Annotated in this window: 18 protein-coding genes; 16 read left to right on the forward strand and 2 right to left on the reverse strand. The window is 72.6% G+C overall.

The annotated features are described in order from the left end of the window. The first annotated feature begins 1 nt into the window (after window position 1). The 4 genes from AMPC_RS05165 to AMPC_RS05180 all read left to right on the forward strand — a co-directional run bounded on the left by AMPC_RS05165 (window position 2) and on the right by AMPC_RS05180 (window position 8666). Window positions 2–1324 carry an efflux RND transporter periplasmic adaptor subunit gene (locus tag AMPC_RS05165; RefSeq protein ID WP_248346410.1) on the forward strand — a complete coding sequence of 441 codons (1323 nt, stop codon included), beginning with the start codon at window positions 2–4 and terminating at the stop codon, window positions 1322–1324. After that, window positions 1321–4431: a multidrug efflux RND transporter permease subunit gene (locus AMPC_RS05170; protein WP_248344879.1), complete on the forward strand. Its 3111-nt coding sequence runs from the start codon at window positions 1321–1323 to the stop codon at window positions 4429–4431. Before AMPC_RS05165 ends, AMPC_RS05170 begins: the two co-directional genes overlap by 4 nt. Then, window positions 4428–7532 carry a multidrug efflux RND transporter permease subunit gene (locus AMPC_RS05175; protein WP_248344882.1) on the forward strand — a complete coding sequence of 1035 codons (3105 nt, stop codon included), beginning with the start codon at window positions 4428–4430 and terminating at the stop codon, window positions 7530–7532. The genes AMPC_RS05170 and AMPC_RS05175 overlap by 4 nt, the downstream gene beginning before the upstream one ends. 78 nt (window positions 7533–7610) lie before the next feature. Further along, the gene (locus AMPC_RS05180) at window positions 7611–8666 is read left to right on the forward strand and encodes a pectinacetylesterase family protein (RefSeq protein ID WP_248344884.1); all 1056 of its coding nucleotides are present in this window, start codon (window positions 7611–7613) and stop codon (window positions 8664–8666) included. Here AMPC_RS05180 and AMPC_RS05185 read toward each other — a convergent pair. Next, the gene (locus AMPC_RS05185) at window positions 8663–10030 is read right to left on the reverse strand and encodes a 2-isopropylmalate synthase (RefSeq protein ID WP_248344886.1); all 1368 of its coding nucleotides are present in this window, start codon (window positions 10028–10030) and stop codon (window positions 8663–8665) included. The two genes, AMPC_RS05180 and AMPC_RS05185, sit on opposite strands and share 4 nt — an antisense overlap. Before the next feature lie 272 nt (window positions 10031–10302). Between AMPC_RS05185 and AMPC_RS05190 the strand changes: the two genes are divergently transcribed. From AMPC_RS05190 to dsrP, 9 genes are all read left to right on the forward strand, one after another. After that, window positions 10303–11055 carry an ABC transporter ATP-binding protein gene (locus AMPC_RS05190; protein ID WP_248344888.1) on the forward strand — a complete coding sequence of 251 codons (753 nt, stop codon included), beginning with the start codon at window positions 10303–10305 and terminating at the stop codon, window positions 11053–11055. Beyond that, entirely contained in the window at window positions 11052–11768 is a 717-nt protein-coding gene (locus AMPC_RS05195) for an ABC transporter ATP-binding protein (protein ID WP_248344890.1), read from the forward strand. The genes AMPC_RS05190 and AMPC_RS05195 overlap by 4 nt, the downstream gene beginning before the upstream one ends. A 23-nt stretch (window positions 11769–11791) precedes the next feature. Then, entirely contained in the window at window positions 11792–12994 is a 1203-nt protein-coding gene (locus AMPC_RS05200) for an ABC transporter substrate-binding protein (protein WP_248344893.1), read from the forward strand. A 6-nt stretch (window positions 12995–13000) separates the two neighbouring features. Then, complete coding sequence (locus AMPC_RS05205) at window positions 13001–13867, forward strand: branched-chain amino acid ABC transporter permease (protein ID WP_248344895.1); 867 nt, start codon at window positions 13001–13003, stop codon at window positions 13865–13867. After that, window positions 13864–14793: a branched-chain amino acid ABC transporter permease gene (locus AMPC_RS05210; RefSeq protein ID WP_248344897.1), complete on the forward strand. Its 930-nt coding sequence runs from the start codon at window positions 13864–13866 to the stop codon at window positions 14791–14793. The genes AMPC_RS05205 and AMPC_RS05210 overlap by 4 nt, the downstream gene beginning before the upstream one ends. A 12-nt stretch (window positions 14794–14805) precedes the next feature. Continuing rightward, the gene (locus AMPC_RS05215) at window positions 14806–15582 is read left to right on the forward strand and encodes a 3-hydroxybutyrate dehydrogenase (RefSeq protein ID WP_248344899.1); all 777 of its coding nucleotides are present in this window, start codon (window positions 14806–14808) and stop codon (window positions 15580–15582) included. Window positions 15583–15659: 77 nt separating this feature from the next. Then, window positions 15660–16181, forward strand: a complete 522-nt coding sequence (locus tag AMPC_RS05220; protein WP_248344901.1) for a hypothetical protein — start codon at window positions 15660–15662, stop codon at window positions 16179–16181. After that, window positions 16178–17077 (forward strand): 4Fe-4S dicluster domain-containing protein, encoded by a 900-nt coding sequence (locus AMPC_RS05225; protein ID WP_248344903.1) that lies wholly within the window; start codon window positions 16178–16180, stop codon window positions 17075–17077. The genes AMPC_RS05220 and AMPC_RS05225 overlap by 4 nt, the downstream gene beginning before the upstream one ends. Before the next feature lie 13 nt (window positions 17078–17090). Further along, on the forward strand, window positions 17091–18344 hold the full coding sequence (dsrP, locus tag AMPC_RS05230) for a sulfate reduction electron transfer complex DsrMKJOP subunit DsrP (RefSeq protein ID WP_248344905.1): 1254 nt from the start codon (window positions 17091–17093) through the stop codon (window positions 18342–18344). Window positions 18345–18356: 12 nt separating this feature from the next. Here dsrP and AMPC_RS05235 read toward each other — a convergent pair whose 3' ends face one another. Then, window positions 18357–19343 carry an aldo/keto reductase gene (locus tag AMPC_RS05235; RefSeq protein ID WP_248344907.1) on the reverse strand — a complete coding sequence of 329 codons (987 nt, stop codon included), beginning with the start codon at window positions 19341–19343 and terminating at the stop codon, window positions 18357–18359. A 224-nt stretch (window positions 19344–19567) separates the two neighbouring features. Between AMPC_RS05235 and AMPC_RS05240 the strand changes: the two genes are divergently transcribed. Genes AMPC_RS05240 through AMPC_RS05250 form a run of 3 tightly spaced genes read left to right on the forward strand, consistent with a single transcriptional unit; the run spans window position 19568 to window position 25765 of the window. Beyond that, complete coding sequence (locus tag AMPC_RS05240) at window positions 19568–20989, forward strand: TolC family protein (protein ID WP_248344909.1); 1422 nt, start codon at window positions 19568–19570, stop codon at window positions 20987–20989. Between the two features lie 20 nt (window positions 20990–21009). Further along, complete coding sequence (locus AMPC_RS05245) at window positions 21010–22461, forward strand: efflux RND transporter periplasmic adaptor subunit (protein ID WP_248344911.1); 1452 nt, start codon at window positions 21010–21012, stop codon at window positions 22459–22461. 4 nt (window positions 22462–22465) lie between these two features. Beyond that, complete coding sequence (locus tag AMPC_RS05250) at window positions 22466–25765, forward strand: efflux RND transporter permease subunit (RefSeq protein WP_248344913.1); 3300 nt, start codon at window positions 22466–22468, stop codon at window positions 25763–25765. Window positions 25766–25778 lie beyond the last annotated feature (13 nt).

Here is a 25778-nt window from a genome sequence, read left to right on the forward strand (position 1 = left end):
GATGCGAAAGCGGAGCGGGATCTGGCTGGTGGTGGCGGTGGTGGCGCTCGGGGCGGTGCTGCTCGCCGTCCGCGGGCGGAGCGGCGGCGGGAAGTCGGCGGCGCCCCCGGGCGGCGATCCGCGCTCGCGCCCTGTGCCGGTGACGGTCGCGACCGCCGCGCAGCACGACGTGCCGGTCTGGCTCGAGGGGCTCGGCTCGGTGGTCGCCACCAAGACGGTGAGCGTGCGCGCCCAGGTGGACGGGCGGCTCGAGCAGGTGCTGTTCCAGGAGGGGCAGCCGGTGCGCCGCGGGCAGGTGCTGGCGCAGATCGACCCCCGCCCGTTCCGCATCCAGCTCGCCCAGGCCGAGGGCGCGCTCGCCCGCGACGAGGCCCAGCTCAAGAACGCCCGCGTCAACGCCGATCGCTACCGGACCCTGGCCGACCAGAAGCTCATCGCGCCGCAGCAGTTCACCGACCAGGACGCCCTGGCGCGGCAGCTCGAGGGCGCGGTGGTGATGGACCGCGCCGCGATCGACAGCGCCCGGCTCAACCTCGAGTACGCCCGGATCACCTCGCCCATCGACGGCGTCACCGGCGTGCGGCTGGTGGATCCGGGGAACCTGGTGCACGCCTCCGACCAGACCGGCCTGGTCCTCGTCACCCAGCTCGACCCCATCGCCGTGATCTTCACCCTCCCCCAGGACGACTTCTCCCGGGTCTCGCGGGAGCTGGCGCGCGGCCCGCTGCCGGTGGAGGCCTGGAGCCGGGACGGGGCCACGCTGCTCGGCCGGGGGGAGCTCGCGCTCATCGACAACCAGATCAACCAGACCACCGGGACGCTCCGGCTCAAGGCGGTGCTGCCCAACCCCGGGCGGCAGCTCTGGCCCAACCAGTTCGTCAAGGCGAGGCTCCTCCTCACCACCCTCGAGCGGGTCCTCACCGCGCCCACGCCGGCCGTCCAGCGCGGGCCGTCGGGCGCCTTCGTCTACGTGGTCGGCGAGGGCGACACCGTGACCCCGCGCGCCGTCGAGGTCTCCTCGGTGCAGGGCGACCAGGCGATCATCGCGAAGGGGCTCGCCCCGGGCGAGCGCGTGGTGACGGAGGGCCAGAACCAGCTGCGGCCCGGGGCCAAGGTCGCCGTCCGCGAGCCCGGCGGGGCGGGCGGCGGGGCGGGTCAGGCGCGCGCGGGCCAGGGCCGGCCCGGCGGCGCCAGGGGAGCCAACGGCGGCAACGGGGCCAGCGGGGCCGATGGCGGCAGCGGGGCGGCCGGCGCTGCCGGCGCTGCCGGCGCGGCGGGGGCCGGCGGGGCCGCCGAGGCGCGCGGGGGCGCGGGCGTGAGATGAGCGTCTCCGAGCCGTTCATCCGCCGCCCGGTCGCGACGGCGCTGCTCACGGTGGGCCTGCTCCTGGCCGGCCTCATCGGCTACCGGCAGCTCCCGGTCTCGGCGCTGCCGCAGGTGGACTACCCGACCATCGTGGTCTCCACGGCCCTGCCGGGCGCGAGCGCCGACACCATGGCCTCGGCGGTGACCACCCCGCTCGAGCGCCAGTTCGGCCAGATGCCGGGGCTGGCGCAGATGACCTCGGTCTCGAGCTTCGGCAACTCCAGCATCACGCTCCAGTTCACCCTGGAGCGGAACATCGACGCCGCCGAGCAGGACGTACAGGCGGCCATCAACGCGGCCTCGAGCCTGCTCCCGCGCAACCTCCCGAACCCGCCCACCTACTCCAAGAGCAACCCGGCCGACACCCCGGTGCTGACGCTGAGCGTGAGCTCCGACGCGCTCCCGCTCGATCAGGTGGACGACTACGCCGACTCGATCCTGGCGCAGAAGATCTCGCAGGTCTCGGGGGTGGGGCTCGTCACCATCAACGGCGGCCAGAAGCCCGCCGTCCGCGTGCAGGTGGACCCGGCCGCCCTCGCCGGCGCCGGGCTCACGCTCGAGGACGTGCGCTCGGCCCTGGTCGCCTCGAACGTGAACCAGGCCAAGGGCAACCTCGACGGCCCGCGGCAGGACTTCGCCCTCTCCACCAACGACCAGCTCTACAAGGCCGAGGGCTTCCGCCCGCTCGTCATCGCCTACCGCAACGGCGCCCCCATCCGCCTCGACGAGATCGCCGACGCGGTGAACGGCGTCGAGAACGACCAGCTCGCCGGGTGGCACGACGGCAAGCGCGCGGTGATCCTGAACGTCCAGCGGCAGCCGGGCGCCAACGTGATCGAGGTGGCGGAGCGGGTGAAGGCGCTCCTGCCGCGCCTCTCCTCCGCCCTCCCCTCCGGGCTCGACGTGAAGGTGGTCGCCGACCGGACCGAGACGGTGCGGGCCTCGGTGGAGGACGTGCAGTTCACGCTGATGCTGAGCGTGCTGCTCGTGGTGGCCGTCATCTACGTCTTCCTGCGCAGCTGGCGCGCCACCCTCATCCCCGGCGTGGCGGTGCCGCTCTCGCTCATCGGCACCTTCGGGGTGATGTACCTGTGCGGCTACAGCCTCAACAACCTGTCGCTCATGGCGCTCACCATCTCGACCGGCTTCGTCGTGGACGACGCGATCGTGATGATCGAGAACATCGCGCGCTACGTCGAGGAGGGCGAGCCGCCGTTCGAGGCGGCGCTCAAGGGGGCCAAGCAGATCGGCTTCACCATCGTCTCCCTCACCATCTCGCTCGTGGCGGTGCTCATCCCGCTGCTCTTCATGGGCGGCATCATCGGGCGGCTCTTCCGCGAGTTCGCGGTGACCCTCAGCATCGCCATCGGCGTGTCGGCGGTCCTGTCGCTCACGCTCACCGCCATGATGTGCGCCTTCCTGCTGCGCCCGCACGAGGAGCAGGGGGCGCTGGCGCGCGCCTTCGAGCGCGGCTTCCAGCGCACCCTCGACTTCTACCAGCGCACCCTGGGGTGGGTCCTCGACCACCAGCGGCTCACCCTCGCCGCGACCATCGGGACCCTCGCGCTCACCGCCCTGCTCGCGGTGGTGGTGCCGAAGGGCTTCTTCCCGCAGCAGGACACCGGCCTCGTCATGGGCGTGTCCGAGGCGGCCCCCGGCACCTCCTTCGCGTCCATGATGGACCTGCAGCAGGCGCTCGCGGACGTGGTTCGCCAGGACCCGGACGTCGCCGCCGTGGCCTCCTTCATCGGGGCCGACGGGACCAACCCGACCGTCAACACCGGGCGGCTCTCCATCACCCTCAAGCCGCGCGGCCAGCGCACGGCCAGCGCCGAGGAGATCATCGCCCGGCTCCGGCCCAAGGCCGCCGAGGTCTCGGGGGTCCAGCTCTTCCTCCAGCCGGTGCAGGACCTCCAGATCGAGACGCGGGTCTCGCGCACCCAGTACCAGTACACCCTCGAGGACCCGGACTTCGGCGAGCTCGAGGCGCTCGCGCCCAAGGTGCTCGCCCGGCTCCAGGCCCTCCCCGAGCTCCGCGACGTCGCCAGCGACCAGGCGTCGGGCGGCAAGCAGGTGCGGCTGGTCATCGATCGCGACAGCGCCGCCCGGCTGGGCGTCACCCCGCAGGCCGTGGACGACGCGCTCTACGACGCCTTCGGGCAGCGGCAGGTCTCGACCATCTTCACCCAGCTCAACCAGTACCGGGTGATCCTGGAGGTGAAGCAGCCGTTCCAGGAGAGCCCGGCGGCGCTGCGCCAGCTCTACGTCCGCTCCAGCGCCGGGGACGCCATCCCGCTCTCCACCTTCGCGCACTTCGACGTGGGCACGGCGCCGCTCGCCATCAGCCACCAGGGGCAGTTCCCCTCGGTCACCATCTCCTTCAACCTCGCCCCCGGCGTCGCCCTCGGCGACGCGGTGAACGCCGTCCACGCCGCCGAGGCGGAGCTCGGCTACCCGCCGGCCCTCCGGGCCGAGTTCGTCGGCTCGGCGCAGGCCTTCAAGGAGTCCCTCGCGAGCGAGCCGCTCCTCATCCTGGCGGCGGTGCTGGCGGTCTACATCGTCCTCGGCGTGCTCTACGAGAGCTACATCCACCCGGTGACGATCCTCTCCACCCTGCCCTCGGCCGGCGTCGGCGCCCTGCTGGCGCTGCTGCTCTGCCGGACCGAGTTCAGCATCATCGCCCTCATCGGGATCATCCTCCTCATCGGCATCGTGAAGAAGAACGCCATCATGATGATCGACTTCGCCCTCGAGGCGGAGCGCGACCAGCACCTCTCGCCGCGCGAGTCGATCTACCAGGCCTGCCTGCTGCGCTTCCGGCCCATCATGATGACCACCATGGCGGCGCTCCTCGGCGGCCTGCCCCTCGCGCTCGGGAGCGGCACCGGCTCGGAGCTGCGCCGGCCGCTCGGCATCACCATCGTCGGCGGGCTGCTCATCTCCCAGCTCCTCACCCTCTACACCACGCCGGTCATCTACCTGTACATGGAGCGGCTCGGGCGCGCCCTCCGTCGCGGCCGGGCCCCGGAGGCCCCGCCCACGCCCGCCGCCGGCGACGCTCCATGAGCATCTCCGAGCCGTTCATCCGCCGGCCCATCGGCACCTCGCTGCTCGCGGCGGCGCTCCTCCTCGTCGGCGCCGCCGCCTACACGCAGCTCCCGGTCGCCCCGCTGCCGCGGGTGGACTTCCCCACCATCAACGTCTCCGCCGGCCTGCCGGGCGCGAGCCCCGAGACCATGGCCTCGGCGGTGGCCACCCCGCTGGAGCGCCGCTTCGGCCGCATCGCCGGGCTCACCGAGATCACCAGCGTCTCGTCCCTCGGCCAGACCAGCCTCACCCTGCAGTTCGACCTCGACCGCGACGTGGACGCGGCCGCCCGCGACGTGCAGGCGGCCATCAACGCCGCCGCCGGCGACCTCCCGGCGGGCCTGCCGACCCGGCCCAACTACCGCAAGGTGAACCCGGCCGACGCGCCCATCCTCATCCTCTCGGTCAGCTCCGAGACGCTGCCGCTGAGCCGGGTCTACGACGCCGCCAACACCGTGCTGGCGCAGAAGATCTCGCAGGTCCCCGGCGTCGGCCAGGTGTTCGTGGGCGGCGGCCAGCAGCCCGCGGTCCGGGTGCAGGTCGATCCCGGCGCGCTCGCCGGCGCCGGCCTGGGGCTCGAGGACGTGCGCCAGGCGCTCGCCACCGGCACCATCGACCAGCCGAAGGGCTCCCTCTCCGGCCCGACGCAGGATCAGCCCATCGCCGCGAACGACCAGCTCGGCGACGCCGCGACCTTCCGCCCGCTGGTGCTCGGGTACCAGAACGGCGCCGCGCTCCGGCTCGGCGACGTGGCGGACGTGGTGGACTCGGTCGAGAACGAGCGGGTCGCCGGCTGGATCGACTCGCGCCGCTCGGTGGTGATGATCGTCCGGCGGCAGCCCGGCGCCAACATCGTCGAGGTCATCGAGAGCGTGAAGCGGCTCCTGCCGCAGCTCACCCGCTCGATCTCGCCGGCCATCCACGTGAGCGTGGCGATGGACCGGAGCCAGACCATCCGCGCCTCCCTCAAGGACGTGGAGTTCTCGCTCGCGCTCTCGGTGGTGCTGGTGGTGCTGGTGGTCTTCGCGTTCCTCCGGAGCGGCTGGGCCACGCTCATCCCCAGCGTCGCCGTGCCCCTCTCGCTGGTCGGCACCTTCGCCGGCATGTACCTCTGCGGCTACAGCCTCGACAACCTCTCGCTCATGGCGCTCACCATCTCCACCGGGTTCGTGGTGGACGACGCCATCGTGGTCACCGAGAACGTGGCACGCTTCGTGGAGCAGGGGCGCCCGCCCATGGAGGCGGCGCTCGAGGGGGCCCGCCAGATCGGGTTCACCATCGTCTCGATCACCCTCTCGCTCCTGGCGGTCTTCATCCCCATCCTGCTCATGGGCGGCATCGTCGGGCGGCTCTTCCGCGAGTTCGCGGTGACGCTCAGCATGGCCATCGGCTTCTCGGCGCTGGTCTCGCTCACCCTCACCCCGATGATGGCGTCCCGCCTGCTGCGGCCGGAGTCGGGGCGGGCCCACGGCCGCCTCTGGCAGGCCTCGGAGTCCTTCTTCTCGGCGCTGCTGCGCGGCTACGACCGCGGCCTCGGCTGGGTCCTCGACCACGAGCCGCTCATGCTCCTCGCCACCGCCGGGGCCGTGGCGCTCACCGTCTTCCTCTACGTGGTGGTGCCGAAGGGGCTCTTCCCGCAGCAGGACACGGGGCAGCTCATGGGCGTGACCGAGGCGCCCCAGGACATCTCCTTCCCGGCCATGAAGGCGCGGCAGGAGGCGGTGAACGAGGTGGTGAAGGCGCACCCGGCGGTGGACCACACCACCTCGTTCATCGGCGGCGGCGGCGGCGTGAACACCGGCAACATCTTCATCGCGCTCAAGCCGCTCGATCGGCGCAAGCAGACGGCCGACGAGGTCATCAACGAGCTCCGGCCGAAGCTGGCGCGGGTGCCCGGCATCACCCTCTTCCTCCAGTCGGTCCAGGACGTGCGGGTCGGCGGCCGCGGCTCGCGCACCCAGTACCAGTACACGCTGCAGGACGCGAACCTCGACGAGCTGAACGAGTGGGCGCCGCGCGTCCTCGAGAAGCTCAAGACCCTGCCGCAGCTCCGGGACGTCGCCACCGACCAGCAGACCCAGGCGCGCCAGATCGTCATCGAGATCGACCGCGACACCGCCGCCCGGCTCGGGATCGCGCCGCAGCAGGTGGACGACGCCCTGTACGACGGCTTCGGGCAGCGGCAGGTCGCGACCCGCTTCACCCAGCGGAACCAGTACCGCGTCATCCTCGAGGTGAAGCCTCGGTTCCAGCAGGCGCCGGCCGACCTGGCGCGCGTCTGGGTCCGCTCCACCACCGGCGCGCAGGTGCCGCTCTCGGCGATCGCGCGCTGGCGCGAGGCGCCCACCTCGCTCTCCGTGAACCACCAGGGGCAGTTCCCGGCGGTGACCCTCTCCTTCAACCTCGCCCCCGACGTCTCGCTCTCGCAGGCGCTCGAGGCGGTCCGGAAGGCGGAGTCGCAGATCGGCCTGCCGGCGAGCGTGAACGCCTCGTTCCAGGGCACCGCGCAGGCCTTCGTGCAGTCGCTCGCGAGCGAGCCGTGGCTCATCCTGGCCGCCCTGATCGCCATCTACATCGTGCTCGGCGTGCTCTACGAGAGCCTCGTCCACCCGCTCACGATCATCTCCACCCTGCCCTCGGCCGGCGTGGGCGCGCTGCTCGCGCTCATGGCGGTCCGCACCGAGTTCAGCATCATCGGGCTCATCGGCATCATCCTGCTCATGGGCATCGTGAAGAAGAACGCCATCATGATGATCGACTTCGCCATCGAGGCGGAGCGCGACGAGGGGCTCTCGACGCGCGAGGCGATCCACAAGGCCTGCCTGCTCCGCTTCCGGCCCATCATGATGACCACCCTGGCGGCGCTCCTCGGCGGGCTGCCGCTGGCGCTCGGGACCGGCGTGGGGGCGGAGCTGCGGCGGCCGCTCGGCATCACCATCGTGGGCGGGCTCCTCTTCTCGCAGCTCCTCACCCTGTTCACCACGCCGGTCATCTACGTGGCGCTCGATCGCTTCACCCGGCGCCGCCGGCGGGCCGACGCGCTCGCCGAGCCGCGGCCGGCGGAGCCCCGGCCGGCGTAGCGGACCCGCGGCCCGGCTCGGCCACGCGCGGACCGGCGGGGCGGTGCGCCGCGCGGGCCGGCCGGTTACGTCGCCCGGATGCCTCGGCTCCACCCGCGCGCCCTCTCGGCCGCCCTGGCCCTCCTCGCCGCGGCCTGCGGCGGCTCCTCCTCGCCCCCGGCGGAGCACGCCACCGCGCTGCCCCGGAACGTGTGGACCTGGGTGGACGTGCCCGGCACCGCCTGCCACGACGGCTCGCCGACCGGGATGGCCGTGAACCCCGGCGACGGCCCGGACGTCCTCCTGTTCCTGAACGGGGGCGGCGCCTGCTGGGACGCGCTCACCTGCCTCGTGCTCAAGACCGCCTCGCTCGGTCCGTACGGCCGGGCGCAGTTCGAGGCGCAGGTGGGACAGGCGGCCCGGTCGATCCTCGACCGGAGCCAGCCGGAGAGCCCCTTCCGGCAGGCCACGCTGGTGTTCGTGCCCTACTGCACGGGCGACGTCCACGCCGGGGACCGGGTGGCGGCCTACACCCTCGCGGGCGCCACCACCACCTTCCACCACGCCGGGCACGCCAACGTCCTCGCCGACCTCGCCGCGCTGGGGCGGGAGCTCCCCGCCCCGGCCAAGGTGACGCTCGCCGGGGCCTCGGCCGGCGGCTTCGGGACCTGGTTCAACCTCGACGCGGTCCACGCGGCCTGGCCGGGCGCCGAGGTGAACCTCCTCGACGACTCCGGCCCGCCGGTGGAGGCCCAGGATCTCGACCCGGCCCTCCGCGACGCCTGGCGCGCCGCCTGGGGGCTCGACGCCCTCACCGACCCGCTCTGCCCCGCCTGCCGCGCCGACCCCTCGGCGATGGTGAACGTCCTCGCCCAGAAGTACCCGCTCGACCGGCTGGCGCTGCTCTCGTCGGAGCAGGACGCCGTCATCTCGGCCTACCTGCGGAAGACGCCGGCCGACTTCCAGGCGGCGCTGCTCCGCTACACCGCGGACGTCTTCGACGAGCTCCCGGGCGCGCGGCACTTCCTCGTGCCCGGGGCGACCCACACCATGGTCGGCGACCCGGCCAGCTTCACCGCCGGCGGCCAGGACCTCTGGAGCTGGCTTTCGGCGTTCGACGCCGGCGGCTCCGCCTGGATCTCGCGCGGCCCCTAGGCGGCCCGGGTCGGGGGCGCGCCGGGCGCCCGCCCCTCGTCGGAGGCCGCGCCGGGCCGCGTCCCCTGGTAGAGCGCCAGGATCTCCTCCGGCGCGAGGGCGCTGCCGCGCTCCTCGGTCCGGCGCTGCACCACCGCGGCGAAGGCCTGCAGCTCCTCGCGCCCGAGCCGCAGCCCGCCGTGCTCCTCGAGCACCCAGCCCACGCCGCCCTTCCCGGACTGGCTGTTCACCCGGATCACCGCCTCGTAGCTCCGCCCCACGTCGGCCGGGTCGATGGGCAGGTACGGCACCTCCCAGCGCGCGCCGCCCGCCCGCCGCAGCGCCGCGAAGCCCTTCTTGATCGCGTCCTGGTGCGAGCCGGAGAAGGCCGTGTAGACGAGCCGCCCGGCGTAGGGGTGGCGGGGGTGGACCGGGATCCGGGTGGCGCGCTCGGCGGCCGCCACCAGCGCGTCGAGGTCGCGCAGGTCGAGCCCGGGATCGATCCCCTGGCTGAAGAGGTTCATCGCCAGGGTGACGAGGTCCACGTTGCCGGTGCGCTCCCCGTTCCCGAAGAGCGTCCCCTCGACCCGGTCGGCCCCGGCGAGCAGCGCCAGCTCCGCCGCCGCCACGGCGGTGCCCCGGTCGTTGTGGGGGTGGATCGAGAGCGCGTACCGCTCGCGCCCGGGGCAGTGGCGCAGGAACCACTCCACCTGGTCGGCGTGGACGTTCGGGGTGGACATCTCCACGGTGGCGGGGAGGTTCAGGATCACCTTCCGCTCCGGCGTCGCGCCCCAGGCGTCCATCACCGCGGCACAGATCTCGACGGCGAAGTCGAGCTCGGTGCCGGTGAAGCTCTCCGGCGTGTACTCGAGCGTCACCTCGGTCTCGGGCATCCCGGCGGCGAGCTCGCGCGCCAGCCGGGTGGCCTCCACCGCGATGGCCAGCACCCCGGCGCGGTCCTTGCCGAAGACCACCCGGCGCTGGAGCTCGGAGGTGGAGTTGTACAGGTGGACCACCGCCCGTCGCGCGCCCCGGATCGCCTCGAAGGTGCGCCGGACGAGCGGCTCGCGGGCCTGCGTGAGCACCTGGATGGTGACGTGCTCCGGGATGCGCCGCTCCTCGATCAGCTCCCGGACGAAGTCGAGCTCCGGCCGCGACGCCGCCGGGAAGCCCACCTCGATCTCCTGGAAGCCGGCTGCGACCAGCGTCTCGAAGAGGGCCCGCTTCCGGTCCGGCCCCATCGGATCGACGAGCGCCTGGTTCCCGTCGCGAAGGTCCACCGAGCACCAGCGCGGCGCGCGGGCGAGCACCTCGGACGGCCAGCGCCGGTCGGGCAGGTGGACGGGGGGAAACGGACGGTACTTGCGGACGGGCATCCTCGACATGAACGGCTCCTTCGGGCTCCGTGGGGGGCCGGGGAGGCGTTCCGTCGAGCAGGTCGCGGGTCCTCTTCCGGCCGGGTTCGGCGGAAGAGGTCGCGCGGCGGTCAGGCCAGGGCGAGCTCTCCCGCCTGGCTAAGAAGTCGACCGTGACCGCTGCGCGCTGACATCGACGACGACCTTAGCCGCCCGCTCGCCTGCCGGTCAAGCCTGGGCCCGCAGGGGGGTGGCCTCACCTTGGGGCGCGACCGGGCGAGCGAGCCGATTAACTGTCGGTGGTGCCCGGCGACGCCATCCTCGAGACCCGCGAGCTGACGAAGGACTTCGGCGGCTTCCTGGCGGTGAAGGGCGTCTCGCTCACCGTCCGGCGCGGGGCGATCCACGCCCTCATCGGCCCGAACGGCGCCGGCAAGACCACCGTGTTCAACCTCCTCACGCGGTTCGTGAGCCCGACCTCCGGGACCATCCACTTCGAGGGGCGCGACATCACCCGCGAGCGGCCGGCGCAGGTGGCGCGCCAGGGCCTGGTCCGCTCCTTCCAGATCTCGGCCGTCTTCCCGAGCCTCTCCGCGCTCGAGAACGTGCGGGTGGCGCTGCAGCGGGCCCGCGGCGGCACCTTCCGGTTCTGGCGCTCGGAGCGGGCGCTCGCGGAGCTCGACGACCGGGCGCGGGCGCTCCTCGCCGAGGTGGGGCTGGAGCAGAAGGCGGCGGTGCCCGCGGTGGAGCTCCCGTACGGGCAGAAGCGGGCCCTCGAGCTCGCCACCACGCTGGCCCTCGAGCCGGCGCTGCTGCTCCTCGACGAGCCGACGCAGGGGATGGGGCACGAGGACGTGGGGCGGGTGGCGGAGCTCATCCGCCGGGCGGCGCAGCGGCGCACCGTGCTCATGGTCGAGCACAACCTCCCGGTGGTGGCCGGACTCTGCGACGTCATCACGGTGCTGCAGCGGGGCGCGGTGCTGGCCGAGGGCAGCTACGCCGAGGTGTCGCGGGACCCCCGCGTGCTCGAGGCCTACATCGGAGCGCCGGCGTGAGCGGGGCCGCGCCGCGGGAGATGCTCCGGGTCACCGGGCTGCACGCCTTCTACGGGGAGTCGCACATCCTGCATGGCGTGGACCTGGTGGTCGGCGAGGGGGAGCTCGTGACGCTCCTCGGCCGGAACGGCTCCGGCCGCACCACCACGCTCAAGGCGATCCTGGGCCTCACCGGGCGGCGGACCGGCTCGGTGGTGGTGCGCGGGCGCGAGACGGTGGGGCTGCCGCCGCACCGGATCGCCCACCTGGGCGTCGGCTGGTGCCCGGAGGAGCGCGGCATCTTCGGGTCGCTCAGCGCCGAGGAGAACCTGCTGCTCCCCCCGGCGGTGGGGAGCGGCGGCATGACCGTCGCCGAGATCTACGAGATGTTCCCGAACCTGCTGGAGCGGCGCCGGAGCCCCGGCGGGCGGCTCTCGGGCGGCGAGCAGCAGATGCTGGCGCTCGCCCGGATCCTGCGCACCGGCGCCCGCCTCCTGCTCCTCGACGAGATCACCGAGGGGCTCGCGCCGGTCATCGTCCAGGTGCTCGGCAAGGCGGTGGCGAGCCTCAAGGCCCGCGGCTTCACGGTGGTGCTGGTGGAGCAGAACTTCCGCTTCGCCGCCCCCCTCGCCGACCGCCACTACCTGCTCGAGCGCGGCCGCGTGGTCGGCCAGGTCCCGGCCGCCGAGCTCGCCGCGCGCGAGCCCGAGCTGCAAGGCTTCCTCGGCGTCTGACGCCGCCCCCCAAGGAGAACCGCATGGTCCGAACGCTCGCCGCAGCCCTCTCGCTGGCCCTCCTCCCCCTCGCCGCCGCCGCCGCCGGGATCTCCGACGGCGTGGTGAAGATCGGCGTCCTCACCGACATGACCGGCGCCTACTCCGATCTCGCCGGCCCGGGCTCGGTCGCCGCCGCCCAGATGGCCGCCGAGGACTTCGGCGGCAAGGTGGCCGGCAAGCCGATCGTGATCGTCTCCGCCGACCACCAGAACAAGGCCGACGTGGCCTCCAACGTGGCCCGGCGCTGGTTCGACCAGGAGCAGGTGGACGCGGTGGCCGATCTCGTCTCCTCCTCCACCGCCCTCGCGGTCATGCCGGTCGCCGCCTCCAAGAAGCGCATCACCCTCCTCTCCGGGCCGGGCTCCGACCCCATCACCGGCGACAAGTGCACGCCCTACAACGTCCACTACACCTACGACACCTACGCCCTCGCCCACGGGACCGGCAGCGCGGTGGTGGCCGAGGGCGGCAAGAGCTGGTTCTTCATCACCGCCGACTACGTCTTCGGCCGCACCCTCGAGGAGGACACCGCGAGCGTGGTGAAGGCGGCCGGGGGCAAGGTGCTCGGCGCGGTGCGCGCCCCCTTCCCCACCGCCGACTTCTCCTCCTACCTCCTGCAGGCGCAGTCGTCGGGGGCGCAGATCGTGGGGCTCGCGAACGCCGGCGCCGACACCGTCAACTCGATCAAGCAGGCCCACGAGTTCGGCCTCACGCCCAAGCAGAGCCTGGCCGGGCTGCTGGTGTTCCTCTCCGACATCCACAGCCTCGGGCTCGAGGCGGCGCAGGGGCTCTACCTCACCACCGCCTTCTACTGGGACCGCGACGACGAGAGCCGCAAGTGGGCGCAGCGCTTCTTCCAGCGCACCAAGAGGATGCCGACCATGGTCCACGCCGGCGTCTACTCCGAGGTGACCCATTACCTGAAGGCGATCCAGGCGGCCGGCACCGACGACGCCGACGCGGTGATGAGGAAGATGAAGGACGCGCCGGTGAACGACTTCTTCGCGAGGAACGGCCGCATCGGGCCGGACGGGCTCCACCGGCACGACATGTACCTGGCCCGCGTGAAGGCGCCCAAGGACTCGAAGAAGCCCTGGGACTACTACCAGATCCTCGAGACCATCCCCGCGGACAAGGCCTTCCCGCCGCTCTCCGCCTCGAAGTGCCCGCTCGCCAAGAAGTAGCCCGCCGTGACCCAGGCCCTCTTCGGCCAGCTCCTCGTCGGCCTCATCAACGGCTCCTTCTACGCGCTCCTGTCGCTCGGGCTGGCGATCATCTTCGGGCTGCTCGACGTGGTGAACTTCGCCCACGGCGCGCAGTACATGCTGGGCGCCTACCTCGCGTGGATGGGGCTCACCTGGCTCGGGGTCGGGTACTGGGTCGCGCTCCTCGCCGCGCCGGCGGCGGTGGGGCTCCTCGGGATGGCGGTGGAGCGGCTCCTGCTCCGCCGCCTGCGCGGCCTCGACAACCTCTACGGCCTGCTCCTCACCTTCGGCCTCGCCCTGGTGGTGGAGGGGCTCTTCCGCCAGGCCTTCGGCATCTCCGGCAACGCCTACCCGGTGCCGCCGCAGCTCGCCGGGGCGCGGAACCTCGGCTTCATGGTGCTGCCCGTCTACCGCGCCTGGGTGGTGGTGGCCTCGCTCGCGGTCTGCCTGGGGAGCTGGCTCGTCATCGAGAAGACCCGGCTCGGCGCCTACCTGCGCGCCGGCACCGAGAACCCGGCCCTGCTCCAGGCCTTCGGGGTGAACGTGCCGCTCATGTTCACGGTGACCTACGGCTTCGGCGCCGCGCTCGCCGCCTTCGCCGGGGTGATGGCCGCGCCGGTCTACCAGGTCACCCCGCTCATGGGCTCGCAGGTCATCATCGTGGTCTTCGCGGTGGTGGTCATCGGCGGCATGGGCTCGATCCTCGGCGCCATCGTGACCGGCCTCGGCCTGGGGCTGCTGGAGGGCCTCGCCAAGTTCCTCTGGCCAGAGGTCTCCGGCACGGTGGTCTTCGTGGCGATGGCGCTGGTGCTCCTCCTCCGCCCGGCCGGGCTCTTCGGGAGGCAGCGGTGAGCGGCCGCGCCAGGGTCTGGCTCGGCTACGGGCTCCTCGTGGCCGTCGGCCTCGCCGCGCCCTTCGTGGTCTACCCGGTCTTCGCCATGAACGTGCTCTGCCTCGCCCTCTTCGCGAGCGCGTTCAACCTGCTCCTCGGCTACGCCGGGCTGCTCTCGTTCGGCCACGCCGCCTTCCTCGGCGCGGCCGCCTACGCCGCCGGCTACGTCACCCGGGAGTGGGGGCTGCCCACCGAGGCGGGGCTGCTCGCCGGCGTGGCGGTGGCGGCGGCGCTGGGGCTGGTCTTCGGGGCGCTCGCCATCCGGCGCTCCGGCATCTACTTCGCGATGATCACGCTCGGCTTCGCGCAGCTCGTCTACTTCCTGGCGGTGCAGCTCCCCTGGACCGGCGGCGAGGACGGCTTCCAGGGCATCCCGCGCGGCAAGCTGCTCGGGGTCCTCGACCTCGACCGCCCGCTCGCCATGTACTACTTCGTCTGGGCGGTGTTCCTGCTGGCGTTCTGGCTCATCCAGCGCACCATCGCCTCGCCGTTCGGCCACGTGCTCCGCGCCATCCGCGAGAACGAGCCCCGGGCGCTCTCCCTCGGCTACGAGGTGGACCGGTACAAGCTCACCGCCTTCGTGCTCTCGGCCGCCCTCTCCGGCCTCGCCGGCGCGCTGCGCGCCCTCGTGAACCAGTTCGCCGCCCTCCCCGACCTCTACTGGCACACCTCCGGCGCGGTGGTGCTCATGACGCTGCTCGGGGGCATGGGGACCGTGACCGGGCCGTCGGTGGGGGCGCTCCTCGTCGGGGCGCTCGAGAACTACCTTGCGAGCCTGGGGTCGTGGGTCACGGTGATCACCGGCGCGGTCTTCGTCCTCTGCGTCCTCTCGTTCCGGCGCGGCATCGTCGGCGAGGTGCGGGCGCTCGTGAAGCGATCGTTCTGAAGGAGGCGGCGCATGGCGGGACAGCTCGACGGTCGGACGGCGTTCGTGACCGGCGGGGCGAGCGGCATCGGGCTCTCGATCGCCCGGGCCTTCGCCCGGGAGGGGGCCCGGGTGGCGATCGCCGATCTACAGGGCACGGCGGCCGAGGCGGCCGCGGCGGGGCTGGGCGGCGGCGCGCTCGGGCTGCGCTGCGACGTGACCCGCGAGGACGAGGTGAACGCCGCGGTGGACCAGGCCGTCGCCACCTTCGGGCGGCTCGACGTCCTCGTGAACAACGCCGGGCTGCAGTTCGTCTCCCCGCTCGAGGAGTTCCCGGCCGACAAGTTCGAGCTCCTCCTCCGCGTCATGGTGGTGGGGCCCTTCCTCGCCACCAAGCGCGCCTTCCCGCAGATGAAGCGGCAGCGGCACGGGCGCGTCCTCAACATGGCCTCGGTGAACGGGCTCATCGGCTTCGCCGGCAAGGCCGCCTACAACAGCGCCAAGCACGGGCTCGTCGGGCTGACCCGGGTGACCGCGCTCGAGGGGGCGCCGCACGGGATCACCGCCAACGCCCTCTGCCCGGGGTACGTGGACACGCCGCTCGTGCGCAACCAGCTCGCGGACCTGGCGCGCACCCGGGGCGTCCCGCTCGAGAAGGTGCTCGAGGAGGTCATCTACCCGCTCGTGCCGCAGCGCCGGCTGCTCGACGTGGAGGAGGTCGCGCGCTACGCCCTGTTCCTGGCCGCGGACGGCTCCGGCGGGATCACCGGGCAGCCGGTGGTGATCGACGGCGGGTACACCGCGCAGTAGCCGGCCACCCGCCCGGGGGGCTCGCGCCGGCGCGTGCGAGGTGGGATGCTCGTCGCGCTCGAGCAGGGAGGTGGAGCTTGGCCTGGGCCTGGCCGCGGATCCTCCTCGGAGTCGCCCTCGGCGGCGCGCTCCTCCTCGAGCCCGGCGCGGCGCGCGGCGCGGACGGCGGCCCGGCGCCGCTCTACCAGGCGGAGCCCCCGCCCTTCACGCCCGGCATCTTCCCCTGCACCCAGTGCCACCAGGGCCCGGGCGATCCCACGCGGCGCCGGCTCGGCTTCCACGACGACGTCCAGGACCGCTTCGACCACGACGCCGAGCACCGCTGGTGCCTCGACTGCCACGACAACGCCGACCGGGACGTGCTCCACCTCTCCTCGGGCGAGCGCGTGCCCTTCACCGCCTCCTACCGGCTCTGCGGCCAGTGCCACGGGGACAAGTTCCGCGACTGGCGGGTGGGCGTCCACGGCAAGCGCACCGGGCAGTGGAACGGCGCCAAGACCTACTACCTCTGCGTCAACTGCCACGACCCGCACTCGCCGCGCTTCAAGCCGCTCCGCCCCGATCCCCGGCCGCAGCGGCCCGAGGAGATGGGGCCGTGAGCGCGGGCGGGCCGGGCGGAGGCGGGCTCTCGCGCCGCCAGTTCCTCGGGCGCGGGCTCGCGGTGGTGGCCGCCGCCGCGGCCTCCGGCTGCCGCGTCGAGGAGCTCATCGGGCGGAGCTTCCGCGAGCTCTCCCGGGACGACGTGGCGCGGGTGCTGGCGCGGGCCGCGCGCCGGCAGTCGGCGCGGTTCGGGCGGCCGGTCACGGTGGACGGGGCGGGGCCGCTCCCGGGCGTGGACTTCGGCTACGGCCTCGACCTCTCGCGCTGCATCGGCTGCCGCCGCTGCGTCACCGCCTGCGTGAAGGAGAACAACCCGTCCCGGCGGCGCCCCCAGATCCAGTGGATCAAGGTGCTCGAGCTCGACAAGGCCCGCGGCGTGGACCTGGCGCACGCCGACGCCTACTACGAGGCGGACGCGGTGCCCCGCCCCGGCCACTTCTACATGCCGGTGCAGTGCCAGCAGTGCCGCAAGCCGCCGTGCGTGAAGGTCTGCCCGGTGGGCGCCACCTGGAAGGAGCCCGACGGCATCGTGGTGGTGGACTACGACTGGTGCATCGGCTGCCGCTGCTGCATGTCGGCCTGCCCGTACGGCGCCCGCCACTTCAACTGGGCCGAGCCGGACCTGCCGGCCGACGAGCTCAACCCCTCCACCCACTACCTCGGGAACCGCCCGCGCCCCAAGGGCGTGGTGGAGAAGTGCACCTTCTGCATCCAGCGGGTGCGCCACGGCCGCTACCCGGCCTGCGTCGAGGCCTGCCCGGTGGGCGCCCGCAAGTTCGGGAACCTCCTCGACCCGGAGAGCGAGATCCGCCAGGTGATGGAGCGGAAGCGGGTCTTCGTGCTCAAGGAGGACCTCGGGACCCAGCCGCAGTTCTACTACTTCTACGCGACGTGAGCGGGAGGGGCGCTTGGGACGACTGCTCGACTTCGCCGGCGGCTGCGTCCGGGTCCTCGCGCGCGGCAACCGCGCCTACCGCGCCTGGGTGGCGCTGCTCCTCGCCATGATCGGGACCGGGGCGCTCGCCTACGCCCACCAGGCGCGGCTCGGCCTCATCGCCACCCACATGCGCGACCAGGTCTCCTGGGCCTTCTACGTGGGCAACTTCACCTTCCTCGTGGGCGTGGCGGCGGCCGCGGTGCTGCTCGTCATCCCGGCCTACGTCTACGACTGGAAGCCGCTCAAGGAGGTGGTGATCCTGGGCGAGCTGCTCGCCATCTCCGCCATCGTGATGTGCCTGCTCTTCATCCTCGTGGACATGGGCCGGCCGGAGCGCTTCCTGCACCTCGCCCCGCTGCTGGGGACGCCGCACTGGCCGGCGTCGCTGCTCACCTGGGACGCGCTGGTGCTGAACCTCTACCTCGCGGTGAACGTGGCGGTGGCGGCGCACATCCTCTACCGCGCCTGGCGCGGCCGCCCCTACGACCGCCGGGTGGTGGTGCCGCTCGTGCTCTTCTCCATCCCGATGGCGGTCTCGACCCACACCGTCACCGCCTTCCTGTACAGCGGGATGGCGGCGCGGCCCTACTGGAACGCCTCGATCCTGGCGCCGCGCTTCCTCGCCTCGGCCTTCTGCTCCGGGCCGGCGGTGCTGCTGGTGCTGTTCCAGGTGCTGCGGCGGACGACCGGCCTCGAGATCAAGGACGAGGCCATCTCCAAGGTGGCCGAGCTCATGGCCTACGCCATGTTCGTGAACCTGTTCCTGCTCGGCGCGGAGGTCTTCAAGGAGTACTACTCCGGCACCGAGCACCTCCTCTACACCCAGTACTTCTGGAGCGGGATCGGGCGGCACCGCGCCCTCGTCCCCTTCGCCTGGACCGGGCTCGCCTGCAGCCTGGCCGCGTTCCTGCTGTTCCTCGTGCCGCGCACCCGCCACCACCCGGTGACCCTCAACCTCGGCTGCGCCCTCATCTTCGCCGGGGTCTACATCGAGAAGGGGATGGGGCTCGTGATCCCCGGGATGACGCCGGACACGCTCGGTGAGATCTACGAGTACCGGCCCACCCTCACCGAGTGGCTGGTGGCGACGGGGATCTTCGGCGTGGGCTTCCTGGTCTTCACGGCGCTCGTGAAGCTGGCCGTGCCCATCCTCTCGGGCCGCCTCCGGGCGTCCGGGACCGCCGCCGGCGCCCCGCCCGCGCTCGCGCCGGGGGCGGCGCCGTGACCGCGCCGCGCGTCACACGTTGACGCGCGACATCATCTGCTCCGGGTAGCGCGGGCCCGCCGCGGCGCCCCGGGGCGCCACCTCGTCGATGCGCCGGAGCTCGTCCGGCGTGAGCCGGAGGGCGGCGGCGGCGACGTTCTCCTCGAGGTGCTTGCGGGTGGTGGTCCCCGGGATCGGGACCACGTCGTCGCCGCGCGCGAGCACCCAGGCCAGGGCGAGCTGCGCAGGCTTCACGCCGCGCCCCTCGGCGAGCTCGCGGATCCGGGCCACGAGGTCGAGGTTCCTCGCGAAGTTCTCGCCCTGGAAGCGGGGGCTGTTGCGGCGGTAGTCGCCCTCCGGGATGTCCTCCGGCTTCTGGAAGCGGCCGGTCAGGAACCCGCGGCCGAGCGGGCTGTAGGCCACGAAGCCGATGCCGAGCTCGCGGACGGTGGGGAGGAGCTCGTCGTCCGGGTCGCGGCTCCAGAGCGAGTACTCGGTCTGCAGCGCGGTGATGGGGTGGACCGCGTGCGCCCGCCGGATGGTGCGCGGGGCCGCCTCGGAGAGCCCGAGGTACCGGACCTTCCCCGCCCGCACCAGCTCCGCCATCGCCCCCACCGTCTCCTCGATGGGGACGGTGGTGTCCACCCGGTGCTGGTAGTAGAGGTCCACGTGGTCGACGCCGAGCCGGCGCAGGGAGGCGTCGCAGGCCTGGCGCACGTACTCGGGGCGGCCGTTGATGCCCACGAAGCTGCCGTCGGCCCCCCGCTCGTTGCCGAACTTGGTCGCGAGCTGCACGCGGTCGCGCCGGCCGCGGAGGGCCCGGCCGACCAGCTCCTCGTTCTTGAACGGACCGTACATGTCGGCGGTGTCGAGGAAGGTCACCCCGAGCTCGATGGCCCGCTGGAGGGTGGCGATCGACTCGGCCTCGTCGGCCCCCGCGTAGAACTCGCTCATCCCCATGCAGCCGAGCCCGATGGCCGACACCGTGAGCCCCTGCGCGCCGAGCTTCCTCTGCTCCATGACGTTCCCCTCCTTCGCTGTCGGCCGCCGCGGCCGGCGGGTGGATCTAGCGCCGGGCGGCCGGGACGCACGCGGAAGACGGCTCACGTAACCGCCGCGGTTACCCTGTGGCGGGGGCCGGCGCCCCGCCGCCCGGGCGGCGCGGCCGCGCTCGCCGGAATGGGCGAAACTCGGCGCGTTCTCGGGCCTTGCCTTTGGCCCGGGAACTGCACAGGCTCGCCGCCATGAAGTGCTCGCTCGCCCTGCTGGCCCTCCTCTCCGCCTCCGCCGCATCCGCCCAGGAGCCGGCGCGCGGCGCCCCGCCCGACGCGCCCGACCCGATCCTCGAGGGCCTCGTCCAGGACGCGCTGACGCACCGCCCGGAGCTCGCCCAGTCGTCCACCGCCGTGGAGGCCGAGCGGGAGCGCGTGCCGCAGGCCGGCGCGATGCCGGACCCGATGTTCCAGGTCGGCATCCAGAACGACGGCTTCAAGGAGATCCAGATCGGCAAGATGGAGACGAGCTACCTGTCCTTCATGCTCACGCAGCCCTTCTTCTTCCCGGGCAAGCGCGGGCTGCGCGGCGAGGTGGCCCGGCTCGGCGCCGACCAGGCCGAGGCGGCCGTCGCGCGGATGCGGCTCTCGGTGGAGGCGGAGGTGCGGCGCGCCTACCTCGACCTGCTCCTCGCCCGCGATCAGCTCGCGCTCCTCGCCCGGACGGAGGCCCTCTGGCTCCAGTCGGAGAAGGCGGCGCGGGCCCGCTACGCGGTGGGCGAGGGCGCCCAGTCCGACCTGCTCCGGGCCCAGCTCGAGCGGATGCGGCTGCGGCAGCAGCGGCTCGCGCTCGAGGCGCAGGAGCGGACCCGGGTCCAGGAGCTGAACCGGCTCCGGCACCGGCCGCTCGCCGAGCCCATCCCGACCGTCCGCCGGATCCGCGATCTCGCCGATCCGGCGCTGCCCCCGGTCGCCGAGGCGCTCGCCGACGCCGAGGCGCGCACCCCGGAGCTCGCCCAGGCCCAGCTCGCGCAGGCCCAGGCCGAGAAGCGGGTGGCGCTCGCCCGGCGCGAGAAGCTCCCCGACTTCACCGTGAGCGCCGGGGTGATGGCGCGCGGCGAGCTCGACCCGATGTGGCAGCTCTCCCTCGGCGTGACGCTGCCGGTCTGGTCGGGGCAGAAGCAGAACCGGGCGGTCGCCGAGAGCGCCGCCCGGGCGCGCGGCTCGGCGCACGGCGAGATGGCGGTCCGCGACCTCGTCCGGCTGCGGACCGAGGAGCGGCTCGCCCTGCTGGCGAGCGCGCGCGAGACGGTGAAGCTCTACCGGCAGGAGCTGCTGGTGCAATCGGAGGCGATGGCGACGAGCACCCTCGGCCAGTACCAGACCGGGCGGATCCCGTTCGCTTCGGTCCTCGACGGGCTCAACACCTGGCTCGCCACCCAGGGCGGCTTCCTCGACGCCGTGGCGCAGCTGCAGCGGCTCGGGATCGCCCAGCGTGAGCTCTCGCTGGAGGCGCCGGGCGGCGCGGGGGGCGGCATGGCGACCGGGCCGGTGCCGGGCGCGGGCGGCGGCATGGGCGGGCAGAAGGCGATGGGCGGCGGCGCGAGCGTGAGCCAGGGCGCCCCGGCGCCGGCGGAAGAGAGCGGCGGCGCCGCGACCTCGGGTGGCATGTGATCCACGGAGACGAGACGAACATGAACGACGGCACCCCCTCCCCCTCCTCGAAGCGCGGCTCCGGCAAGGCGGCCCTCGCCCTCACCCTCGCCGCCGGGCTCGCCCTCGGCGCCGGCGGCGCGACGCTGCTCGGCCGCGGCGGTCACCGCCACGACGCCAGGGAGGGCACCGGCGCCCCCGCTCCGGCCGCAGAGGCGAAGAAGGTCAAGTACCAGTGCCCGATGCACCCGACCATCGTGCAGGACCACCCGGGCGAGTGCCCGATCTGCGGCATGCAGCTCGTGGCCATGGACGGCGGCGCCCCGGCGCCGGCCGGCGGCGCCGCCGGGCGGAAGGTGAAGCTCTACCGCTCGCCCATGGACCCGAAGCAGACCTCGCCCACGCCGCGGAAGGACGAGATGGGGATGGACTACCTCCCCGTCTACGAGGACGAGCTCGCGGGCGAGGGCGGCCCCAAGGCCGACGGCCTCGCCACCGTCACCATCGATCCGTCGCGGCAGCAGCTCATCGGGCTCGCCACGGCCGAGGTCACCCGCGGCCAGGTGGGCTCGAGCTGGCGCACGGTGGGGCGGGTCGCGATCGACGAGACCCACGTCCACCACGTGAACGTGAAGGTGAACGGCTACGTGGAGCGGATCTACGTGGACTTCATCGGCAAGCCGGTGAAGCGCGGCGATCCCCTCTTCTCCATCTACAGCCCCGAGCTCATGAGCGCGCAGAGCGAGTACCTGCTCGCCCGCGGCACCCGCGCCGCGCTGGCCGAGGGCGGCGCCAGCCCCGCCGGCGGCGACGAGCTCGTGGCCGCGGCCCGCGCCCGGCTCCGGCTCTGGGACGTGCCCGACTCCGAGATCCGGGAGCTGGAGCGGACCGGCAAGCCGCAGAAGGACCTGCTCCTCGTCTCGCCGATGGCGGGCGTGGTCACGGCGAAGAGCGTGGTGCACGGGATGCGCGTCAACGCCGGCGACATGCCCTACGAGATCACCGACCTCTCGGAGGTCTGGGTGCTCGCCGACGCCTACGAGGGCGACCTCGCCCGGCTGCACGTCGGGATGCCGGCCTCCTTCAGGCTCACCGCCTTCCCCGACCGGCAGTTCAAGGGCAAGGTGGCCTTCATCGACCCGGTGCTCGACCCGAAGACGCGCACCGCCAAGGTGAGGCTCGCCTTCGCGAACCCCAAGGGCGAGCTGCGCCCCGAGATGTTCGGCGAGGTGACCCTCGAGTCGGCGCCGCGCGAGGGGCTCCGCGTCCCCTCCGACGCCGTGATCGACTCGGGCGCGCAGAAGGTGGTCTTCGTGGCGCTCGGCGACGGCAAGTTCCAGCCCAGGCCGGTGGAGCTCGGGGCCGCGAGCGGCGATCAGGTGGAGGTGGCGAAGGGGCTCTCCGAGGGCGAGAAGGTGGTGATCCGCGCCAACTTCCTCGTCGACTCGGAGTCACGCCTGCGCGCGTCGCTCGCCGCCATGGGAGGCAAGTAGCCCCATGATCAAGGCCATCATCAAGTTCTCCGCCGAGAACCGGTACCTCGTCATCGGCGCGGTGGCCGCGCTGCTCGCCATCTCCTTCTGGACGATGCGCCACATCCCGCTCGACGCCCTGCCCGACCTGTCGGACACGCAGGTGATCGTCTACTCGAAGTGGGACCGCAGCCCGGACATCGTGGAGGACCAGGTCACCTACCCCATCACCGCGGCGCTCCTCGGCGCGCCCAAGGTGAAGGCGGTGCGCGGCTTCTCCGACTTCGGCTACAGCTACGTCTACGTCATCTTCGAGGACGGCACCGACATGTACTGGGCCCGCACCCGCGTGCTCGAGTACCTCTCGAAGATCCTGCCGCAGCTGCCGAAGGGGGTCTCGACGGAGCTCGGCCCGGACGCCACCAGCGTGGGCTGGACCTTCCAGTACGCGCTCGTGGACCACTCCGGGAAGCACTCCTCCGACGAGCTGCGCAGCTACCAGGACTGGTTCCTGCGCTACGCCATCCAGAGCGTCCCCGGCGTGTCGGAGGTCGCCACCGTCGGCGGGCAGGTGAAGCAGTACCAGGTCTCGGTGAACCCGACCCAGCTCGCCGCCTACAAGCTGCCCCTCTCCGCCGTCATCGACGCCATCCGCAAGGGCAACAACGACGTGGGCGGCCGGCTCGTCGAGTACTCCGGCCGCGAGTACATGGTCCGCGGGCGCGGGTACGTGAAGTCGATCCAGGACATCGAGCAGATCGTCCTCAAGACCGACCGCGGGACGCCCATCACCGTGAAGGACGTGGCGAGCGTCCAGCTCGGCCCGGAGATCCGGCGCGGCATCGCCGACCTCGACGGCAAGGGCGACGTGGTGGGCGGCATCGTGGTGATGCGCCAGGGCGAGAACGCCCTCAACCTCATCGACCGGGTGAAGGCCAAGCTGGAGGAGCTGAAGCCGTCGCTGCCGCAGGGCGTCGAGGTGATCACCACCTACGACCGGTCGGAGCTCATCGGCCACGCCATCGAGACGGTGAAGGGGAAGCTCATCGAGGAGATCGTGGTGGTCTCCCTCATCATCCTGCTCTTCCTCTGGCACGTCCCCTCGGCGCTCGTGCCGATCATCACCATCCCGGTGAGCGTGGCGCTGGCGTTCATCCCCATGTACGCCATGGGGCTCAACGCCAACCTGATGTCGCTCGCCGGCATCGCCATCTCCATCGGCGTGCTGGTGGACGGCGCCATCGTCGAGGTGGAGAACGCCTACAACAAGATCTTCCACTGGATCCAGGGCGGGAAGAAGGGCGACTTCCACAAGGTCCGCCTCGAGGCGCTCATGGAGGTCGGGCCGGGGGTGTTCTTCTCCCTGCTCGTCATCGCCGTGGCCTTCATGCCGGTCTTCACGCTGGTGGACCAGGAGGGCCGGCTCTTCCGCCCGCTCGCCTTCTCCAAGAACCTGGCGATGGCGATCGCGGCGCTGCTCGCCATCACCCTCGACCCGGCCATGCGCATGCTCTTCGCGCGCATCGAGCCCTTCACCTTCAAGCCGCGGTTCCTCGCCTGGAGCGCCACGCAGCTGCTCGTCGGGAAGTACTACTCCGAGGAGCGGCACCCCATCAGCCGCGCGCTCCACCGCGTCTACGAGGGGCCCTGCCGGTTCGTGCTGCGCCACCCCAGGGCGACCATCGCCGCCGCCCTGCTGCTCGTCGCGAGCGCGGTCCCGGTGTTCCTGAAGCTCGGCTCGGAGTTCATGCCGCCGCTCGACGAGGGCACCCTCCTCTACATGCCCTCGGCGGTCGAGCCGGGCATGAGCGTGGCGGAGGCGCAGAAGGCGCTGCAGCTCCAGGACAAGATCCTGCGCACCTTCCCCGAGATCGAGCGGGTCTTCGGGAAGGCCGGCCGCGCCTCCACCTCCACCGACCCGGCGCCGTTCACGATGATGGAGACCACCATCGTGCTCAAGCCGGAGCGGGAGTGGCGCGAGAAGCCGCGCTGGTACTCGTCGTGGGCGCCGGAGTGGCTCAAGCGAGGGCTGCGCCCGTTCTGGCGCGACCGGATCACCGAGGACGAGCTCAAGAACGAGATGAACGCGGCGCTCGACCTCCCTGGCATCTCCAACGCCTGGACCATGCCGATCAAGGGTCGCCTCGACATGCTCTCCACCGGCATCCGCACGCCGGTCGGCATCAAGATCTCCGGCGCCAGGCTGGAGGAGATCGAGAAGGTCGCGCTCGACGTCGAGGCGGCCATCCAGAAGGTGCCGGGCACGCGCAGCGTCTACGCCGAGCGCGTCGCGGGCGGCTACTTCCTCGACTTCGTGCTCAAGCGCGACCGGCTCGCCCGCTACGGCCTCTCGGTGGACGACGCCAACGACATGGTCATGACCGCGGTCGGCGGCGACAACCAGAGCACCACCATCGAGGGGCGCGAGCGGTACGGGATCAACGTGCGCTACGCCCGCGACTACCGCGAGGATCTCTCCGCCCTGCGGCGCGTCCTGCTGCCGCTGCCGAACGGCCAGGGCCAGATCCCGATGGAGGAGATCGCCGAGGTGAAGCTCGCCTCCGGGCCGTCGATGATCCGCGACGAGAACGGGCTCCTCGCCGGCTACGTCTACGTGGACTTCGACACCTCCGCCATCGACGTCGGCGGCTACGTCGCGCGCGCCAAGCATGCGGTCGCCGCGTCGGTGAAGACGCCCACGGGCTACGGCCTCACCTGGAGCGGCCAGTACGAGAACATGCTCCGCGTGAAGGAGCGGATGAAGCTCGTGCTGCCCATCACCCTGCTGCTCATCTTCGCGCTGCTGTACATGAACACGAAGTCGAGCTTCAAGGCGCTGCTGGTGATGCTGGCGGTGCCCTTCTCGGCGGTGGGGGCGGTCTGGCTCCTCTGGGCCCTCGGCTACAACGTCTCCATCGCGGTCTGGGTGGGCATGATCGCGCTCATGGGGCTCGACGCCGAGACCGGCGTGTTCATGCTCCTCTTCCTCGACCTCTCGCACGACGAGGCGAAGCAGCGCGGCCAGCTCCGGACCACCGGCGATCTCGTGGAGGCCATCGTCCACGGCGCGGTGAAGCGCGTCCGCCCCAAGGCGATGACCGTCTTCGCCGCCATGATCGGCCTGCTCCCCATCATGTGGTCCACCGGCACCGGCGCGGACCTCATGAAGCGCATCGCCGCGCCGATGGTGGGCGGGCTCGTCACCTCCTTCCTCATGGAGCTCCTCGTCTACCCGGCGGTCTACCTCCTCTGGAAGCGCAAGGAGGTGGTGGAGGGGCCGGCGACGCCGCTCGAGCTGGTGGAGGCCCACGCCCAGGAGGCGTGAGGCGCCTGGCCCG

Origin of the sequence: Anaeromyxobacter paludicola, assembly GCF_023169965.1 — a bacterium.
GTDB lineage: Bacteria > Myxococcota > Myxococcia > Myxococcales > Anaeromyxobacteraceae > Anaeromyxobacter_B > Anaeromyxobacter_B paludicola.

What these genes read in the sequence shown, in the direction of transcription:
- AMPC_RS05175 (WP_248344882.1), top strand. Translation starts at nt 4,428, where the DNA reads ATGAGCATCTCCGAGCCGTTCATCCGCCGGCCCATCGGCACCTCGCTG.
- AMPC_RS05235 (WP_248344907.1), bottom strand. Translation starts at nt 19,343, where the DNA reads ATGGAGCAGAGGAAGCTCGGCGCGCAGGGGCTCACGGTGTCGGCCATC.
- AMPC_RS05250 (WP_248344913.1), top strand. Translation starts at nt 22,466, where the DNA reads ATGATCAAGGCCATCATCAAGTTCTCCGCCGAGAACCGGTACCTCGTC.
- AMPC_RS05165 (WP_248346410.1), top strand. Translation starts at nt 2, where the DNA reads ATGCGAAAGCGGAGCGGGATCTGGCTGGTGGTGGCGGTGGTGGCGCTC.
- AMPC_RS05200 (WP_248344893.1), top strand. Translation starts at nt 11,792, where the DNA reads ATGGTCCGAACGCTCGCCGCAGCCCTCTCGCTGGCCCTCCTCCCCCTC.
- AMPC_RS05215 (WP_248344899.1), top strand. Translation starts at nt 14,806, where the DNA reads ATGGCGGGACAGCTCGACGGTCGGACGGCGTTCGTGACCGGCGGGGCG.
- AMPC_RS05240 (WP_248344909.1), top strand. Translation starts at nt 19,568, where the DNA reads ATGAAGTGCTCGCTCGCCCTGCTGGCCCTCCTCTCCGCCTCCGCCGCA.
- AMPC_RS05180 (WP_248344884.1), top strand. Translation starts at nt 7,611, where the DNA reads ATGCCTCGGCTCCACCCGCGCGCCCTCTCGGCCGCCCTGGCCCTCCTC.
- AMPC_RS05245 (WP_248344911.1), top strand. Translation starts at nt 21,010, where the DNA reads ATGAACGACGGCACCCCCTCCCCCTCCTCGAAGCGCGGCTCCGGCAAG.
- AMPC_RS05170 (WP_248344879.1), top strand. Translation starts at nt 1,321, where the DNA reads ATGAGCGTCTCCGAGCCGTTCATCCGCCGCCCGGTCGCGACGGCGCTG.
- AMPC_RS05185 (WP_248344886.1), bottom strand. Translation starts at nt 10,030, where the DNA reads ATGTCGAGGATGCCCGTCCGCAAGTACCGTCCGTTTCCCCCCGTCCAC.